19 protein-coding genes and 1 pseudogene are annotated in these 16,941 nt (G+C 68.3%); 9 read left to right on the forward strand and 11 right to left on the reverse strand.

Annotation, left to right across the window (positions count from 1 at the left end):
* Positions 1–37: 37 nt before the first annotated feature.
* Positions 38–505: a MarR family winged helix-turn-helix transcriptional regulator gene (locus tag BDO18943_RS34625; RefSeq protein ID WP_175025804.1), complete on the forward strand. Its 468-nt coding sequence runs from the start codon at positions 38–40 to the stop codon at positions 503–505.
* A gap of 36 nt (positions 506–541) precedes the next feature.
* Here BDO18943_RS34625 and BDO18943_RS34630 read toward each other — a convergent pair whose 3' ends face one another.
* Positions 542–1,135, reverse strand: a complete 594-nt coding sequence (locus tag BDO18943_RS34630; protein WP_175025805.1) for a TetR/AcrR family transcriptional regulator — start codon at positions 1,133–1,135, stop codon at positions 542–544.
* Between the two features lie 117 nt (positions 1,136–1,252).
* Between BDO18943_RS34630 and BDO18943_RS34635 the strand changes: the two genes are divergently transcribed.
* Positions 1,253–2,299 (forward strand): saccharopine dehydrogenase family protein, encoded by a 1,047-nt coding sequence (locus tag BDO18943_RS34635; protein ID WP_175025806.1) that lies wholly within the window; start codon positions 1,253–1,255, stop codon positions 2,297–2,299.
* Positions 2,296–3,057 (forward strand): isocitrate lyase/PEP mutase family protein, encoded by a 762-nt coding sequence (locus BDO18943_RS34640; protein ID WP_175025807.1) that lies wholly within the window; start codon positions 2,296–2,298, stop codon positions 3,055–3,057. Before BDO18943_RS34635 ends, BDO18943_RS34640 begins: the two co-directional genes overlap by 4 nt.
* A gap of 65 nt (positions 3,058–3,122) precedes the next feature.
* On the opposite strand, the gene BDO18943_RS34645 is transcribed toward BDO18943_RS34640, so the two are convergent.
* Entirely contained in the window at positions 3,123–3,443 is a 321-nt protein-coding gene (locus BDO18943_RS34645) for a hypothetical protein (RefSeq protein ID WP_175025808.1), read from the reverse strand.
* A 36-nt stretch (positions 3,444–3,479) separates the two neighbouring features.
* Positions 3,480–3,818 (reverse strand): hypothetical protein, encoded by a 339-nt coding sequence (locus BDO18943_RS34650; RefSeq protein WP_175025809.1) that lies wholly within the window; start codon positions 3,816–3,818, stop codon positions 3,480–3,482.
* A gap of 416 nt (positions 3,819–4,234) precedes the next feature.
* Here BDO18943_RS34650 and BDO18943_RS34655 point away from each other — a divergent pair, with 416 nt between their 5' ends.
* Positions 4,235–4,792, forward strand: coding sequence for a carboxymuconolactone decarboxylase family protein (locus BDO18943_RS34655; protein ID WP_175025810.1), 558 nt, complete (start codon positions 4,235–4,237; stop codon positions 4,790–4,792).
* Positions 4,793–4,839: 47 nt separating this feature from the next.
* Complete coding sequence (locus BDO18943_RS34660) at positions 4,840–5,685, forward strand: helix-turn-helix domain-containing protein (protein ID WP_043178360.1); 846 nt, start codon at positions 4,840–4,842, stop codon at positions 5,683–5,685.
* 30 nt (positions 5,686–5,715) lie between these two features.
* Here BDO18943_RS34660 and BDO18943_RS34665 read toward each other — a convergent pair whose 3' ends face one another.
* Positions 5,716–6,930, reverse strand: a complete 1,215-nt coding sequence (locus tag BDO18943_RS34665) for an MFS transporter (protein ID WP_175025811.1) — start codon at positions 6,928–6,930, stop codon at positions 5,716–5,718.
* 70 nt (positions 6,931–7,000) lie between these two features.
* Here BDO18943_RS34665 and BDO18943_RS34670 point away from each other — a divergent pair, with 70 nt between their 5' ends.
* Positions 7,001–8,050 carry an AraC family transcriptional regulator gene (locus BDO18943_RS34670; RefSeq protein WP_175025812.1) on the forward strand — a complete coding sequence of 350 codons (1,050 nt, stop codon included), beginning with the start codon at positions 7,001–7,003 and terminating at the stop codon, positions 8,048–8,050.
* Between the two features lie 70 nt (positions 8,051–8,120).
* Here BDO18943_RS34670 and BDO18943_RS34675 read toward each other — a convergent pair whose 3' ends face one another.
* Both BDO18943_RS34675 and BDO18943_RS34680 read right to left on the reverse strand, forming a co-directional pair.
* Positions 8,121–8,288, reverse strand: a complete 168-nt coding sequence (locus tag BDO18943_RS34675; protein ID WP_175025813.1) for a hypothetical protein — start codon at positions 8,286–8,288, stop codon at positions 8,121–8,123.
* A gap of 56 nt (positions 8,289–8,344) precedes the next feature.
* Positions 8,345–10,258, reverse strand: coding sequence for a DUF3857 domain-containing transglutaminase family protein (locus BDO18943_RS34680; RefSeq protein WP_175025821.1), 1,914 nt, complete (start codon positions 10,256–10,258; stop codon positions 8,345–8,347).
* A gap of 344 nt (positions 10,259–10,602) precedes the next feature.
* On the opposite strand from BDO18943_RS34680, the gene BDO18943_RS34685 reads away from it, so the two are divergent.
* The 3 genes from BDO18943_RS34685 to BDO18943_RS34695 all read left to right on the forward strand — a co-directional run bounded on the left by BDO18943_RS34685 (position 10,603) and on the right by BDO18943_RS34695 (position 11,344).
* Entirely contained in the window at positions 10,603–10,788 is a 186-nt protein-coding gene (locus tag BDO18943_RS34685; protein ID WP_043178375.1) for a hypothetical protein, read from the forward strand.
* A gap of 76 nt (positions 10,789–10,864) precedes the next feature.
* Positions 10,865–11,140 carry a hypothetical protein gene (locus BDO18943_RS34690; RefSeq protein WP_043178377.1) on the forward strand — a complete coding sequence of 92 codons (276 nt, stop codon included), beginning with the start codon at positions 10,865–10,867 and terminating at the stop codon, positions 11,138–11,140.
* Positions 11,141–11,185: 45 nt separating this feature from the next.
* Positions 11,186–11,344, forward strand: a complete 159-nt coding sequence (locus tag BDO18943_RS34695) for a hypothetical protein (protein WP_175025814.1) — start codon at positions 11,186–11,188, stop codon at positions 11,342–11,344.
* A 113-nt stretch (positions 11,345–11,457) separates the two neighbouring features.
* On the opposite strand, the gene BDO18943_RS34700 is transcribed toward BDO18943_RS34695, so the two are convergent.
* The 5 genes and pseudogenes from BDO18943_RS34700 to BDO18943_RS34720 all read right to left on the reverse strand — a co-directional run.
* Positions 11,458–11,778: a DUF1840 domain-containing protein gene (locus BDO18943_RS34700; RefSeq protein ID WP_059240809.1), complete on the reverse strand. Its 321-nt coding sequence runs from the start codon at positions 11,776–11,778 to the stop codon at positions 11,458–11,460.
* A 287-nt stretch (positions 11,779–12,065) separates the two neighbouring features.
* Positions 12,066–14,036, reverse strand: a complete 1,971-nt coding sequence (locus tag BDO18943_RS34705; protein WP_175025815.1) for an APC family permease — start codon at positions 14,034–14,036, stop codon at positions 12,066–12,068.
* A gap of 340 nt (positions 14,037–14,376) precedes the next feature.
* Positions 14,377–15,369, reverse strand: a pseudogene (locus tag BDO18943_RS34710) (glucokinase); the annotation flags it as partial.
* A gap of 54 nt (positions 15,370–15,423) precedes the next feature.
* Positions 15,424–16,365, reverse strand: a complete 942-nt coding sequence (locus BDO18943_RS34715; RefSeq protein ID WP_175025817.1) for an aldo/keto reductase — start codon at positions 16,363–16,365, stop codon at positions 15,424–15,426.
* A partial coding sequence (locus BDO18943_RS34720; RefSeq protein ID WP_235996270.1) for a carbohydrate porin occupies positions 16,353–16,941 on the reverse strand: 589 nt, incomplete at its 5' end. The genes BDO18943_RS34715 and BDO18943_RS34720, both read right to left, overlap by 13 nt.

The raw sequence follows: 16,941 nt of genomic DNA on the forward strand, positions 1-16,941 counted from the left end.
CCTTGACAAGATAGGTTGATATCAACACAATTGCAACATGGCACGAAAAGAAAAGCTCCCTTTCGAAACGACGCTGATGGTGCGCGATTGCTGCCTGTGCCTGCACATGCAGCGCGCGGCGCGTAATCTTGCGCGGATTTTCGACGATGTGCTGCGCCCGCTGGATCTCACCAACGGCCAGTTTTCGCTGCTGATGTCGCTGAACCGGCCCCAGCCGGCGCCGATGAAATCGGTCGCGTCGCTGCTTGCGATGGACCGCACCACGCTCACGGCCGCGCTCAAGCCGCTCGAGCGGCGCGGCCTCGTCACGATCGCGCAGGATCCGGACGACCGGCGCAGCCGCCTGCTCGAACTGACGTCGGCCGGGAACGACCTGCTGGCCGAAGCGTTTCCGCTGTGGCAGCAAGCGCACACCGAGATCGAACGGCCGTTCGCGCCGGAGGAAGTCGATCAGTTGCGCGGCCAGTTGCGCACGCTGTCGGTCGATCCGGCCGCGCGCGACTGAACCGAACCGGCGCGCGGATCGCTGCGGCAAGGACGCTTACTTCCGGCCCTTCTTCGGCAGCAGCAGTTGCGCGAACTCCTGCAGAAAGGCCACGGGCCCGTGCGCATGCAGCGCCTGCCCGCTGCTCAGCGCACCGTCGATGACGGTCGCGAGCCGCAATGCGAAAGTTTCCGGTTCGCCGACGCCGATCGCCCCCGCCAGCTCGGTCAGCCGGCGCCGTAGCTCCTGCTTGTGCGCGACGGCCACCTTGCGGGCCGGATGGTTGCCGTCCGCATATTCGGCGGCGATGTTGATCTGCGGGCAGCCGCGATAACCGGGGCGCGCAATGCGTTCACCGAGCCATTGCAGCTGCGCATCCAGTTCCTCGCGCGGCGTGCGCCGGTATTGCGCGGCCACCGCATCCCAATGCGCCCAGAAATCGGCGTCCTCGCGCAGCAGGAACGCTTCGATCAAATCGTCCTTCGTCGCGAAGTGGCGATAGAGGCTCGTCTTCGCGACGCCTGCCTGCGCGACGATCAGGTCCACGCCGACCGCGCGCGTGCCCTCCCGGTAGAACAGCTCACTGGCCGTTTGCAGAATGCGCTCGCGCGTATCGGGCGCGTTCGCTGATGACCCTGTTTCCTTTTTCATCCCGACCCGGCCGTGCTGGCCGCCCCTACCGCAACAGTGATCGGATCATAGCACCGCGCGCTTGACGACGCTACAGGTCTGTACTATAAAACAGACCGTTCTGTAGCGGAGTTGATCATGGACGATCGAATGACGGTTGCAGTCTATGGCGCCACGGGTCATACCGGGCGGTTTGTGGTCGCCGAACTGGCGCGGCGGGGCCTGCGCGCGATCCGCATCGGCCGCGATGCCGCGCGGCTCGCCGAAGACGGCGGCGACACGACGCTCGCGCGCGTCGCCGCGATCGACGATCCGGTCGCGCTCGACGCCGCATTGCGCGGCGCGGCCGCGGTGATCAACTGCGCGGGCCCGTACCTCGATACCGCGCTGCCGCTGGCCGATGCCGCGCTGCGGGCCGGCATCCCCTATCTCGACCTGACCGCCGAGCAGCCGTCGGTGCGGCTACTGGCCGAACACTGCGATGCGCGGGCGCGCGCCGCAGGCGTGACCGTCGTGCCGGCCGCGGCGTTCTACGGTGGCCTGGCCGACCTGCTCGTCACGGCCGTCGTGGACAAGAACCAGCCGATCGAGCGCGTCGACATCGCAACCGGGCTCGACCGCTGGCACCCGACGCGCGGTACGCGCGTGACCGGCGAACGCAATCGCGCGGTGCGGCTCGTGCAGAAGGCCGGCAAGCCGACGCCGGTGCCGTCGACCGCGCGCGAACGCGCATGGCCGTTCCCGCCGCCGATCGGCCGCGTCGACGTGACGCTGCTGCCGTTTTCGGAAGTGATGACGCTGTCGCGTCACCTTCGCATCGATACGATCGAATCGTGGCTCGCCACCCTCGCGCTGCGCGACGTGCGCGATGCCGCCACGCCGCCGCCCGAGGCGACCGACTCACTCGGCCGCTCGGCACAGCAGTTCGCGATGGACGCAATCGTCGTGCAGGGCAGCACGACGCACCGCGCGACGGCGTCCGGCCGCGACATCTACGCGGTCAGCGCACCGATCATCGTCGAGGCAGCCGTGCGCCTGATCGCTGGCGACACCGTGACGTCAGGCGGCGTGCGTAGTCTCGGCGAGCTGTTCGACGCGCGCGATTTTCTCGCGACGCTCGATTCGGTGGCAGTATCGTTCGGCACGACAACCGACCCGGTTTTCCACAAGGAGACACAGGCATGAGCAGCAATGAGAAAGGCGCATATTTCCGTTCGCTTCACCGCGCGGGCCAGCCGCTGGCGCTGTTCAACGTATGGGACGCCGGCAGCGCGCGCACGGCGGCCGACGCGGGCGCTGTCGCGCTGGCAACCGGCAGCTGGTCGGTCGCGGCGGCCAACGGTTTCGTCGACGGCGAGCAGATGCCGCGTGCGCTGATGATGGAGGTGCTCGAGCGGATCACGCGTGCGACGGACCTGCCCGTCACCGTCGATCTCGAAAGCGGGTACGGCGAGCGGCCGGACGATGTCGCCGAAACGATCGCGCTCAGCATCAAAGCCGGCGCGATCGGCTGCAACCTCGAGGACAGCTTCCCGGCAACGGGTGAATTGCGTGACGTCGATGCGGCGGCGACCCGTCTCGCGGCGGCTCGCCAGGCTGCGGATCGCGCGGGCGCCGACTACTTCATCAACGCGCGTACCGACGTGTTCTTCAAGGCGCCGGCCGACACGCACGACGAGCGCCTGCTCGATGCCACGCTGGCCCGCGCACGCGCGTACGCAGCGGCCGGTGCCGACGGGCTGTTCGTGCCGGGGCTGCGCTCGCCGGCGCTCATTCGTGCGCTGACGGCCGCCTCGCCGCTGCCGGTGAACGTGATGCGCGTCACGGCCACGCCGACGCTCGCCGAATTCGCGGCATACGGCGTGGCCCGCATCAGCCACGGGCCGTATCCGTACCTGCAGGCGATGAAGACGCTGGCGGAGATGGTCAGGCAAGGCGGCTGACGCGCGTTTCATCGTGATCCAGGGCCGGCCGGCATCGCGATGCCGGCCGCACGCCGCACCGGCCGTCACAGATCGCCCGGCCTCTCCCAGACCTTGACGTGCTCCATTGCCCGCTCGACGTCGTCCATGTCGTCGGCGCCGAGCGACCGATCGAATTTTGCGGTGATGATCTTTCTCACCTCCGCCAGCCGCCGGGTCACGCGGCCCTCGTCGATGAACCGGTTGGTTTCCTGCGCATAGTCCGGATCCGGGCCGGCAGCGGCTGCCGGGCCAGCGTGATAGTAGCGGCCGATATTGCGCAACGAGATGAGGATGTACTCGATCTCCGCGAGCACACGCAATGCCTCCTCACCGGACAGTTCGATCGTTTCGTTATCCTTCTTCATCTCGCGTTCCGTCGCGCGCATGCGTCGATTGCCTCGCTATTTCCGGACGTCGATACCGTCGCGCCCGACGGTGTGGTCGAATTCGATCTCGCGAACGTCGAATGCGGGATCGGGTGCCCTGCCGGCCAGCACGTGAAAAACATCGCGAACATATTTCTCCTTGTCGGTCACGTCGTCCAGCGGAATCTCGTGCGGCACGATGCCACGCCAGTGCGCCAGCCATGAACCCGACACCAGCACATACTCCAGTGCGTCGACGACGCGGGACCGGGATTCGGCACCGTATCGCTCGAATCGGGTCTTCATCTGCTGGAGCAGCCACGCCCGCCCGTCATCGGAGTTGATGGTGAAATCGTCCAGCTCGTCATCGGTCATGATGAACAAGCACGTGTACAGCGGCGACAGATAGTTGAAGTTGATTACCGTCTTCATTGAGCCAAGCGCTTCAAGAATGCAGTTGTTGCGTGGAAAAATCCGGGAAGCCCATCACGCCGCGCATGCGAACGGCCAACGCGACCGCGCCCTCCCCCAGCACCGGCCAACGATCGCCCGCCCTTTCCGGCCACCGGCGCCAGCATCGCGCCACGGATGCTCGCACATCATACGATCGCATGCGCGCGCCACGCGAATCGGCCCGCTGGACCCGGGTGTGCCGCGCGATCGATGCGCGCCGTTCGCCGCCCCATCACGCCGGGTGATTACATCGCATGTAATTGGCGCACGACACGACCGCTCCTACGCTTCGGGTGTCGCGCCGCCATTCCGGCGGCGCTCATCGCCCGGGAGACATCATGTCCGCCTATCCGCTTCACACCATCGACTCCGCGCCGGCCGAATCGAAGCCCGTCCTCCAGCAGCTCCAGCAAACCTTCGGCATCGTCCCGAACATCGCGGCGGCCATGGCCGCATCGCCGGTGCTGATCAACGGCTTCATCGGCCTGTTCGAGCGCGTGCACGCCAGCAGCCTCACCGAGCCGCAGATCCAGACGCTCCTGCTCACCAACGCGGTCACGAACGCGAGCGAGTGGCCGGTCGCCTTCCATACCGCGCTTGCGCTGAAACAGGGTGTGACCCACGCCGACGTCGATGCGATCCGCCGCGGCGGCCTGCCCGGCGACGCGACACTGGCCGCGCTGTCGGCCCTGGCGCGCAAGCTGATCGACACCCGCGGCCGCCTGGCCGATGCCGACCGGCAGTCGTTCCTCGACGCCGGCTTCAGCGCCGAACAGTTGCTGGAAGTGATCGCGGTAGTCGCCGCCTCGACGATCACGAACTACGTCGGCAGCGTCACGCGGCCCATGCTCGAAGCGCCGTTCGACGCATTCGCGTGGCATGCGAACGCCGCGTGAGTCCGATATAGTCGATCGGTCGCTCATGGAATGCCGAGGGAGGCACGATGCACGCCAGCCGTCGCGATCGGCACGCGCCGCCGCATGAACTGGGCCAGTTGCTGCGCTACTGGCGCGACGTGCGCGGCGTGAGCCAGCTCGACCTGTCGCTCGATGCGGGCATTTCGCAGCGCCAGATCAGTTTCATCGAAAGCGGGCGCAGCGTGCCGGGCCGCGACACGCTGCTGACGCTCGCGCAGACGCTGGACGTGCCGCTGCGCGAGCGCAACGCGCTGCTGCTCGCGGCCGGCTATGCGCCCGTATATTCGGAAGCGCCGTGGGACGCGCAGGAGATGCAGGGCGTGATCGGCGCGCTGGAACGGGTCGTGCGCCAGCACGATCCGTTTCCGGCGATCGTGATGGACCGTCACTGGAACGTGCTGATGACCAACGACGCGGCGCCGCGCTTTTTCGGCTGCTTCATCGACATGGCCGCGCGCGACGGCCCGCGCAACCTGCTGCGCCTGATGTTCGATCCGCACGGCATGCGGCCGTTCCTGGCCGACTGGGATACCGTGTCGCGCAGCCTGCTGCAGCGCGTGCAGCGCGAATCGGTCGGCCGCGTGATCGACGACGACACACGGCGGCTGCTCGACGACCTGCTCGCCAGCCCCGATGCGCCGCGCGACTGGAAAACACCGCTGGCGCCAGCCGCCGCGCCGTCGCTGCCGGTCATCCCGATCGGCTTCGTGCACGAAGGCGTCGTGCTGCGTTACTTCTCGCTGGTCACGACGGTGGGTACGCCCCAAAGCGCCGCCGCGCAGGAACTGCGCATGGAGTGCATGTTCCCCGCCGACGACGCGACCGAAGCGCGCCACCGGCAGTTGCTCGACGCGCACGCACCGGTGCGCTGAGCGGCGGGCCGAGCGGCCCGCCGGTGCGACTCACTCCGCCAGCGGCACGGACACCACGCCGACGCGCTTCGGCACGCCGGTCACGATCGTCGCAACCGCGACGGCCAGCACGACGGCTGCCGCAACGAACACGCCGGCCGCGCCGTTCGCGTCGAATACGACACCGCCGGCTGCCGCGCCCGTCGCGATCGCAAGCTGGATCGCCGCGACGATCAGCCCGCCTGCGCTCTCGGCCTCATCGGGCACGGTACGCGTGACCCACGTCGACCAGGCGACGGGCACGCCGCCGAACGCCATCCCCCACAACGCGACGAGCACCGCGTCGATCATCGGCGCACGGCCCAGCGCGACGAGCGCGACGCCGAGCACGACCATCAACGCAGGCATCCCGATCAGCATCGGCCGCAACCGGTGTTCGAGCACGCGGCCGGCAAGCGACGTGCCGACGAAGTTCGCGATGCCGTAGCCGAGCAGGATCGCCGACAGCCCGTTCACGCCGACGCCCGCGACCTGTTCGAGGAACGGCCGCAGGTACGTGAAGAACGCAAAGTGCCCAGTGAACACGAGGATCGTCGCGAACATCCCAAGGCCGACGGTCGGCCGGCGCAGCACGTCGATCAGCGTGCGCAGCCGCGTCGTGCCGCTCGGCGGCATCGACGGCAGCGTGATGACCTGCGACACGAACGAAACGGCGCCGAGCACGGCGGCGATCAGGAACACGTTGCGCCAGCCGATCAGGTGACCGAAGTAGCTGCCCATCGGCGCGGACGCGATCGTCGCGACCGCCACGCCGCTGAAGATGATCGACAGCGCGCGCGGCACCATCGCGGTCGGCACGAGCCGCATCGCGGTGGCCGTCGCCATCGTCCAGAAGCCGCCGAGCGCGATGCCGAGCACGACGCGGCCGACCAGCAGCATCGCCAGGTTCGGCGCGAACGCGACCGCCAGGTTCGATGCGACGAGCAGCACCGAGAACACGAGCAGCACGCGCCGCCGGTCGATCGTGCGCGTCAGCGCCGAGATCAAGAGGCTCGTGACGAGCGCGACCGTTGCGGTGGCCGTAACGGCCTGCCCGGCCACGCCTTCGGTCACGCCAAGGCTGTCGGCCATCGGCGTCAGCAGACTGGCGGGCAGGAATTCGGCCGTGACGAGCCCGAAGACGCCGAGCGTCATCGAGAATACCGCGCCCCAGGCCGGTTCGCGGGGGGCCGCCGTCGAGGCGGCCGTGGAGATTCCGGGATTCATGCGTGGTTCCGTGTCGGTTAGGGAAAGTACTGATGAGGGCGTATCGTAAGGAACCACGCCAGGACGGTCTATGACATACAATCCGCTCTTGTTGATCGATCGTCCGAATCTCGAAATGTCCGAGCCCCTGCTGCCACCCATCCCCGACGTGCACGACCTCGTCAGCGAGCTGCTGCTGGGGATGCGCCTGAGCGGCGTGCAGTACCGCCGCATCCAGGTCGCGCGGCCGTTCGGGCTGAATTTCGGCCATGTGACGGGCCGCGCGCAGTTCCATTTCGTCGGGCGCGGGCCGGTGCTGCTGCGCGACGCGTCGGGCAACACGATGCGGCTCGAGGCCGGCGACGCAATCCTGCTGCCGCATGGCGGCATGCACGCGCTGGTGTCGGACCCCGATGCACCGTGCCGCGAGATCAACGGTTTCGAGGTCGCGAAGATCTGCGATACGGTGGCGTCGGTCGCGTCGGCCGGCGTGTCGCCGGCCAGTTGCGCGACGACCGAGCCGGGCGCCGGCGATGCGCTGATCTTCAGCGCGTGCATGGAGCTCGACCTCGGCGGCATGCAGCCGCTGGTCGGCACGATGCCCGAGTTCATGCACGTCGGCACGCTGCTCGCGCGCTACCCGGAAATCCGCCCGATGCTCGACGCGATGGAACGCGAAGCATGCTCGGCGCGCGCGGGCTTCGCGGGCATCCTCGCGCGGCTCGCGGACGTGGTCGCAGCCTTCATCGTGCGCGGCTGGGTCGAGTGCGGATGTGGCGACGCGACGGGCTGGGTGCAGGCGCTGCGCGAGCCGAAGCTCGGCCGCGCGATCGTCGCGCTGCATCGCGACCCGGGCCGCAACTGGAGCGTGGCGGAACTCGCCACCGAAGCAGGCGTGTCACGCTCGGTGTTCGCCGAGCGCTTTCTCGCGGCCACCGGGATGACGCCCGTGCGCTACCTGACCGAACTGCGGATGCGGCTCGCCGCGCAATGGATCACGCGCGATCACGAGGCGATCGAGGCCGTCGCATACCGGCTCGGCTACGGCTCGCTCGCCGCGTTCAGCCGCGCGTTCAAGCGCGTGGTGGGCAAGCCGCCGGGCGCGGTGCGCGCGGACGGCGAGGTGCGTGTCGAAGCGTAATGCGTCGCGCGTGAGGCTCGCGGCGGCCGCTAGGCGTCGCTCAAGTCACCGCCGCGCATGATGGCAGCCGTCAGCCGCTGCGCGCTTCCAGCCGGTCGACCAGCGCCGTCGCGCACTGCACCGCAAGCGCCGCGCACTGCTCCGCATCCACGACTGCGCCGCTCGCGACGGTACCCTGCACGATCCGGCCCAGCAAATCTTTCGAGAGATCGGCGATCTCGTAGTCCCGTTCCGTCATGATGTCCCTCCTGCACGTCGATCGATGGCCTCGACGCGCGCACGTCCCCTGCCCGTTCAACGCCCTTTCGCCCGCACGACGATCTGCGCCTGCGTGTCGCGTTCGATGTGTTCGAGCGACGCGCGCAGCGCCGTGAATTCGTCCGGCGTACACACCTGACGGCCGAAATCCGCGGTCATCCGCCGCGTGACCTGCACGACGCGCGCGGCCGCGTCGAATACGTAATGCGACGTGAAGTCGATGAAGCGGTCGTGCACGGCCGTATCGGCCGGCAGGTCGGTCACCGCGACGTCGGCCGGCAGCGCGATCTGACCGGTTTCGTCGAACGTGCCGCCGATGCAGCCCCACGGTTGCGTGCGCACCGGTTCGGCCAGCCAGCGCTCGACCTGCGTCGCGATGCCGCCCGTCAGGCTCGACAGCGCGGGCAACGCGGTCGTGCCGTCGGGCCACACGAAATGATCGAGGGTGCCCGAGACCGTCACGTCGAACGGCCCGTCGGTCACGCGCCGGTCGCTGGTCGACAGTTGCGCGCGGCCGCGCAAGCCGCTTTGCCGCAGGCGGTCGTTCGCGAGCTGCGCGATGAGGTCGGGCGTCGCGCGGCGAAACAGGTTGCGTTCGAGTTCGGCCGTCCAGCCGTCGTCTTCGACGTACGCATGAAAACGCGTGGCGCCGGGCCCGGCCGCATCGATCTCGACCCGCGCGATGCGGCCGCGCGGCTGCGTGGCCGGCGTGCGCGACAGCACGCCCGTGTCGACGAGCAACGCGGGACGATCCATCACGATCGGCGGCAGATAGCCGAACGCGATGCCGGCCGTCGTCGTGTCCGCATACAGTGCGAGATCGGGCAGCCACGTGATCGCGTGGTTGATCGCGCCGCTGCCGTAACCGGGTACCGACGGCAGCGTGTAGACCGACCCGAGATTGAGCAGCACCGGTTCGCTGCGGATGCCGACCGCCGCGAGCAGCGCGCCGAACAGCGCGACATGATCCTTGCAGTCGCCGTAGCGATTGCGCAGGATGTCCGTGACGCGATGCGGCGCGGCGGCCGTTTCGCCGAGAAACAGCCCGACGTAGCGGATGTTCGCCTGCACCCAGTCGTACAGGATGCGCGCCTTGTCGCGCGGATCGGCGGCATCCGCGGTAAGCGTATGCGCCAGTTGCGCGACGGCCGGATCGTCCGTGCCCGGATCGACGGCCGCGTTTCGGTAGCGCACGGCGAACGCCGCATAGTCGGGCAGCGTCGACACGACGAGCCGGTCGCCGTAGGTCGCGTAGCCGACCGCGCCGTTCTCGATGCGGTCGTACGGGCCGTGCCGGTAGTCGAATTCGTAGCGCGTGCGGCCGTTCGCAGTGACCGGCGGCAGCGCGACGTAGCCGCGCGCATCCGCGTACAGCGGCATGTCGGCCGGCACGTCGAAGATCAGCCGCTGGCTGCCGACCGGCTCGCGCGACGGCTCGACGGTGTAGCCGAAGTAGCCGCGGTTGACCGGCTTCGTGCGGGTCTTGCGGAACGCCACGCGCGTGCTGGACCCGGCTTCGACGCCGGGGAACACGACGGTGCGCAACAGCCCGTCCTGGAACGTCGGCGCGCCGGCCGAGCGCGGTTCCTGCACGTCGCGGATGCCGTCCGCGCCGACCGGATGCGCGACACCGTCGCGGTCGATCGTCTCGGCCGCCAGCAGGTCCACCTTCTCGAGATTCTTGTCGAACCACACGTAGCGCTGCGCGACCGCGTCGATGCCGCTCGCGTTGTTCGCGCGCAGCGTCGAGTCGTCGTGCTCGTCGAGCGAACCGTCGTGCTGGATCACGAATTCGTGGACATCGCTGACGATCGTGACGGGCGCGTCGGTGCCCGTATCGAGTGCGTTGCCTGGGTCGCGTACATCGGCCACGGCAGCGCCTGCGCCGGCGCCGATCGCGATCGCGCAGGCAAGCAGGCGGCCGGTCCAGCGGGAAGGAAAAAGCACCACGTCGAAGCTCTCCGCGCGTTCGTTGCCGGGCGCCAGGGTCACGCGCCGGCGCGGACGGTTCGATCCGCATGACGCGCACATGACGGCTCGCGCGCCGCGTGCCCGTCGTGCGAACCAGTGTGGGTGACGTGCCGGCGAGCGTCAAGCCGCGCGGCGGCGAGCCGGCCGCGCGTGCATCGCCCGCTTCGCCACGCCGGTATGCCGCCCCCGTGCGCGCTGTCCCGGACGAGAGGGCTTTTTTGTATCACGGTGCGACATATAATTTAGTAGATCCTCCATGCGTGCGACGTCGACGGAATGACACGCTGCCGGACACGACACGCCGACATGGGGAAGGAGGCATCATGCCAATCATCAATAGCGACTTCGAGATGGGTTACCTCGTGATCGCGTTCACGCTGCTGGGCCTGGTCCTGTTTGGCGCACTGCTGACGGCGCTACATCTACGGTGGCATCCGAGACTGGTCGGTGCCGCGATCGGTGCGTTGCTCGGCATCGCGCTGATCGAAGCGATACCGATGCTGACGTGAATACGGCGCGGCGCCCATTCGTCCGATCACGCGCCGCGCGGGGTCGGAACGACCGGCGTCTGCCACGGAGGCCGTCATGGCTTCGCCGCTCTGCCTGACCTATCGTCAGTGCGGGATTCGCGCGATCGCGCTCGTCGACCCGGTAGCCGGCGAAGGGCTCGAACTCGGCGCGCTGTACGAGCCGCTCGCCGTCGTGGTCTGGCACGACGCCCGCGGATGCCATGAGGCGCACCTGCTCGACCCGAAGCATCACGTATTCCGCAACGACGCGGATGCGGTCAGGATCTCGATCGCGCTGGCCAAGCGCTTCATCGACACGATGCTCGCCGGCCCGTTCATGCCTGCCGGCTGACGGCCGGTCGCGGCGCCCTTGATCCCTCGTCATGCTGGAGGCGACATGGAAAACGGTCTCGTCCAGGCGCTCTTGCTGCTCGCGCTCCTCGTGTTCGCGGTGCTGTTCTTCACGGCCGGGCGCGGCCGCGACCGCACGCGCGACAGGCTGCTGCACCGGCCCGCGCGACGCTCGTCACGCTCGCATACGCATCATCATCCGTAGTCGCGTTGGCGCGCCGCGCAAAAAAATCGGCCGGCGGCCGCGCGTCGAACGACGCGCTTGCTGCCGGCCTTCCAGCGGAGGTCCGGTACCGCGGGCGGCACGCGCGATGGCGCCTACACGCCCCACATCACGTGCCGGCCCTGTTCGCGGGCCGCACGCATCATGTCCAGCAACGGCCACGCGCGCTGCGCGAGCCCGCCCGCATGCGGCGACACGTCGTCGCGCAGCGCCTGCGTCGAATGCTCGTGGGCGCGCTCGCGCGCCGCATCGTCCCTGATGGCCTGTTCGAGCCGCGCGATCGCACCCGGCAGCTCGTCGGTGGAAATCACGCCGCGGACGTCGAGCCCCTTGCCGACCAGCCCCAGCAGATACTGCGCCAGATCGCGCAACATCACGATGTCGGGTGCGGCGGAGGAGCGAAACGTGATCAGCATCGTCATTTCCCCATGTCGTCGCCGCGAACCGTACGGCGCATCGTGCCGCCGGTCGCGGCGAGGCCCCGTGGCCATCCCGCTGCGCGTGAGCGCCGCCCGTTCTTCTGAACCGGACGTTCGCCCGGCACGATGCGCGCGTCGCGCGGCCGGGTTCGTTGGTGGCGTGGAGGCCGGATGGCACGTAGGCCTGATTTGATTTTATATCACATTGTGATGTATTCAAGCGTACGGGCCCTGAATCGCACATCATCGCGCGGCGATGCGATGACCGCGCGCGACGTGCGCCGCTACCCGACGTTCATCGGCAACAACACCATCTGCTTGCCTTCGACATGCAGGCGCGCCTGCAGCTCGACGGGCGTCTGGTTGTGCAGCCAGGCCGTGAGGAAATTCACGCGCCGGAAGATCAGTTTGCTCGCGAAGCACACCGAGTTCGGATACTCGTCGAGCGTCGACGACGCGAGGTTCATGAATTCGACGACAGGGTTCGTACCGAACGCGATCCGGTAGTCGGCCGCGATGCCGTTGCGGCGGCAGTGCGCGACATAGTAGTCGAGCGATTCGGTGATCGCGTGGCGCAGCCGCTCGAGATGCTCGTGACCGTCGTACGCCTTCGCGTCCACTTCGCCGACCGCGAGGAAGATCACGTTGCGGAAGTGCCCGGGAAACAGCCGGTTGACCCACAGCAGCGCGTGCATGCTCGCGCCGCGATGCTTGCCGACCAGCAGCACGGCGGTCGGCTGCGAAGGATCGGGCTTGCCCGGCGCGGTGGCCTCGTCAATTTCGGGCGCCTTGCCCGAGAACAGTTCGTCCTCCTTGGCGAGCTGCACGCGCGTATAGGCGTAGTGGCGGTTGATCATGAAGCACAGCGCGATCACCGCGCTCGTCACGAGCACCGTGAGCCAGCCGCCCGCCGTGAACTTCTCGATCAGCGTGATGACGAGCACGGTCGCCGTCACGCTCAACCCGAGCGCCGACAGGAAGAAATGCTTGAACCAGCCCTGCTGGCTGCGATGATGCCACCAGTAAGTGCACAGCCCGAGCAGCGACATGCTGAACGTGAGGAACACGTTGATGCTGTACAGCACGACGAGCACGTCGACGTTGCCGTGCGTCCACAACAGGATCAGCAGGCTCGACAGCCCGACGACGATGATGCCGTTCTGCCGCACGAGGCGCCCCGACAGGTCGCGAAAATGGCGCGGCACCCACGAATCCGACGCCATGTTCGACAGCACGGCCGGGCCGTCGAGGAAGCCCGTCTGCGCGCCGACCAGCAGCAGCCCGGCCTCGAACGCGAGCACGGCCGCGAGCAACGCGTGGCGCGCGAACGCCGAACCGAGTCCGAGATGGTCGATCACGCTGCCGAACACGACCGCGTTCAGCGTCTCGCCTTCGACGGGCCGCGCATGCCACAGCATGTACAGCAGGATGATGCCGCCGGCCGTGAACGCGAGCGACGTCGACATGTACCACATCGTCACCTTGCCGTTCGGCACGCGCGGATCGGCGAGCATGTTCACGTTATTCGACACGGCCTCGAGGCCCGTATAGGTGCCGCCGCCGAGCGAGAACGCGCGCATCAGCAATGCGAGCATTACGAATACGCCGAGCGACTGCGACATGCCGTGCGCCTCGTGCACCGCATCGGGCACGATCATCGCGAGGTTGCTGCCGTGCACGGCGACGCCATACACGATCAGCGCGAAGTGCAGGATCACGAAGCCGATGAAGATCGGCAGCAGCACCATGATCGATTCGCGCATCCCGCGGAAATTGAGCCCCGTCATCATCAGGATCAGCACGATCTCGGTCGTGAGCTTGAACGCCTGCGCGCTCACCGGCAGCAGGCTGAAGAACGCGTCGACACCGCTTGCGAGCGAGGTCGCCACGGTCAGCACGTAGTCGACCAGCAGCGCCGCGCCCGACACGAGCCCCGGCTTCGACCCGAGCAACGAAGTCGCGACGCGGTAGCCGCCGCCGCCCGTCGGGAACAGCTCGATCACCTGGTTGTAGCCGAGCGCGATGATGAACACGGTCGCCGCCGTCGCGAGCGCGAGGAACAGCGCGAGCGGCGTGTGGTGCGCCAGCGCGAGGAACGCTTCTTCCGGGCCGTAGCACGACGACGACAGGCCGTCGGCACCGAGCCCGACCCAGGCGAGCAGCGGCGTCACGGCGATCGCATGCCGCGTGCGCGGATCGAGCGGGTCGAGCGGCTTTCCGACGAGCAACTGCCACACTTTCTGAAATGCGGTCACGACTCCTCCGGAACGCCCGACGCATAGGCGACACTGTTCTAAAAGTAAATGAGTTCCGGGACAAGTTCCAGTCGGCGTATTCCATAAGCCGGCGTCGCGCGCGGCGGGATTGCTTTCAGCACACCGACACGTTTCAGACAGTCGAGTGACAGCAACACAGGCCGGACATGACGGTGCGGCCACGGCACGCGCGTGTTGCCCGCGGCGGTGGCACGGTCGATCGACGTGCAACAGGACGAGCATGCGTGGCAACGCGCGCGTCCATCCGATCGATGGGCGTCGGGAAGGCAACCTTCGCGCAAAGCTCGGCGGCCCGTGCAACGCGTCAGCCGGCCTCGCCCAACGCGCGGGCGAGCAGGCGCGACACGCCGACGAAGGCCGGATGCGGTGCGGTGATCACGAAGGTCGGAATCTTCGCGAGATAACCGGCAAAGCGCCCCTTCGCCTCGAAGCGGTCACGAAACGGCGACGCATCGAACCATGCACCGAGGCGCGGCACGACGCCTCCACCGATATGAATGCCGCCGGTCGCGCCGAGGGTCAGAGCCAAATTGCCCGCGAACGTACCGAGCATGCCGCAGAAGCACTCGAGCGTCGCCACGCTGCGTGCGTCGCCGTCGAGCGCACGATCGATGATGGCGGCCGTATCGGTCGCGTCGGCCCCGGGCGCGTCGTAGCCGTCGCGCGCCGCGAGCGCCGCGTGAATCACCGCGATGCCAGGCCCGGCGACCAGCCGCTCGAACGATACGTGCGGCCAGCGCGCCCGCGCGTAGTGCAGCACGTCGGCCTCGCGTGCGTCGGCAGGCGCAAACGACACATGCCCGCCCTCGCCGGACAACGGCACCCATGCGTCGCCCGCGCGCACGAGTGCCGAGACGCCCAGCCCCGTTCCGGCGCCGAGCACGCCGATCGTACCCGCGGGCGCCGCGTGCCCGCCGCCGACCTGCCGCCGTTGTCCCGCGGACAGATGCGGCACGGCCATCGCCAGCGCCGCGAAGTCGTTGAAGACGCGCAGCGTGTCGAATCCGAGCGCGCGGCGCGTCGCGTCGATCGAGAAACGCCAGTCATGATTGGTCATGCTGACCATGTCGCCGTCCACGGGATTGGCGATCGCGATCGCCGCGTCGCGCACCCGCACGCCACCCGCGTCGCGCAGGAACGCGCGCACCGCGTCGTCCACACCTGCATGGGCGCGGCATCGATAGACGCGCACGTCGCCGATCCCGCCGAGCGCGGTCTCCAGCGCGAAGCGCGCGTGCGTGCCGCCGATGTCCGCCAGCAAGCGGGGTTCGTCGGCGCGCACGCCGCCCGGCTCAACCGGATGGCCATTCATGATCGCTTCGCTCATCGTATCTCCCGAGTTGTCATCGTGTGTCGATCGCAACGGTCATGGCACCTCTACGCCGCGCGCCGCGCTTAGCAGCTCGAACCACTGCTCTCGCCCGAGCGGGATGCGGGTTGCCTCCACCGCTTCGCGCAGCGCCGCGATCCGGCCCGACCCGACGATCGGTAACGGCCGGCATGGCAGCGCGAGCAGCCACGCGAACAGCACCGTCGTCGCGGACACGCCAAGCGCGTCGCCGATCCGCGCCGCGGTCGCGCGCACGCGCGTCGCGACGGGCGATGCATCGGTCAACAGGCGTCCGCCCGCGAGCGGCGACCACAGCATCGGCGGACAGCGCCAGCGTTGCGCCTGATCGAACGTGCCGTCGTCGAGCGGCGCGAGATGCAGCAGCGAACATTCGACCTGGTTCGTCGCGAGCGACATCCCGTGCGCCGCCATCCGGTCCTGCAGCAACGCTGCCTGTGCCGCCGTAAAGTTCGATATCCCGAATTCCCTCACCTTTCCGTCACGCCGGAGCGCGGCAAAGGTCGTCGCGACTTCGTCGGCATCCATCAGCGGATCGGGACGATGCAGCAGCAGCAAGTCGAGCCGGTCGGTGCGCAGCGCGCGCAGCGACTGCTCGACCGACGCGACGACATGCGCGGCCCGCGTGTCGTAGTGCTTGATCCCGTGCGTGGGCCGGCGCGCGGACACGAGCCGGATCCCGCACTTCGTGATGATCCGCATCCGTTCGCGCAGGTGCGGCGCATCGGCCAGCACGTCGCCGAACAGGCCCTCGGCCGTATAGTCGCCATAGATGTCCGCATGGTCGAAACTCGTCACGCCGAGTTCCAGCGCTGCCTCGATCAGCGCGCGACGCTCGCAGACCGACAACGCCCAGTCGCCGATCCGCCACATCCCGAACACGATGCGCGAGAACGGCGCGGCATCGGCACCCATCGATATCGTCGTACAACGTTCCGTCATCGCGCTCACCACCACCATTCGACCTGCGCACCGACCGTCGAACCCGTACGCGACGTGCCGAAGATACCCGTCGTCGACAGCGGATCCCCGGGCGCCGCCGCATCCTGCGCGGCCTGGTTCCAGCGCGCATACGTGTAGAACACGCGGAATTCGGGCCGCGACCAGAACGAGCGGTCCATCGCGAGCGTCAGCGCGACGCTCGCCTTCAGCAGCGTGCGCGTCGGGCCGCCGGACGGCGTCACGCGATCGTGCCCGAGGTCGCCCTGCAGCTTGATGTGCTGCGTGAACGCATACACCGGCCGCACGCCCACCGATACCCAGGTCTGCGACCCGCCCGACGGCGCGATGTCGCGCTGGTAGATGCCGACCACCTGTCCGCCGAAGTCTCGCGTCGCCTGCCAGTCGAACGCGTCGAGGACGCGCAGGCTCTTGTAGCGGTTGTCGTTGGTCAGCGTTCCCGTGTAGCCGAGGCCCGTGCCCGGACCGGCGCCGTACTGGAACGCGAGCTTGTTCTTGCCGCCTAGTGCAGTGTTCCGTTCTGTTTGGAACTTAAGCGACTGTTGGCGCGAATGACCTTCTGCAAGATGTCGCGCG

Origin of the sequence: Burkholderia aenigmatica (genome assembly GCF_902499175.1) — a bacterium.
Lineage (GTDB): Bacteria > Pseudomonadota > Gammaproteobacteria > Burkholderiales > Burkholderiaceae > Burkholderia > Burkholderia aenigmatica.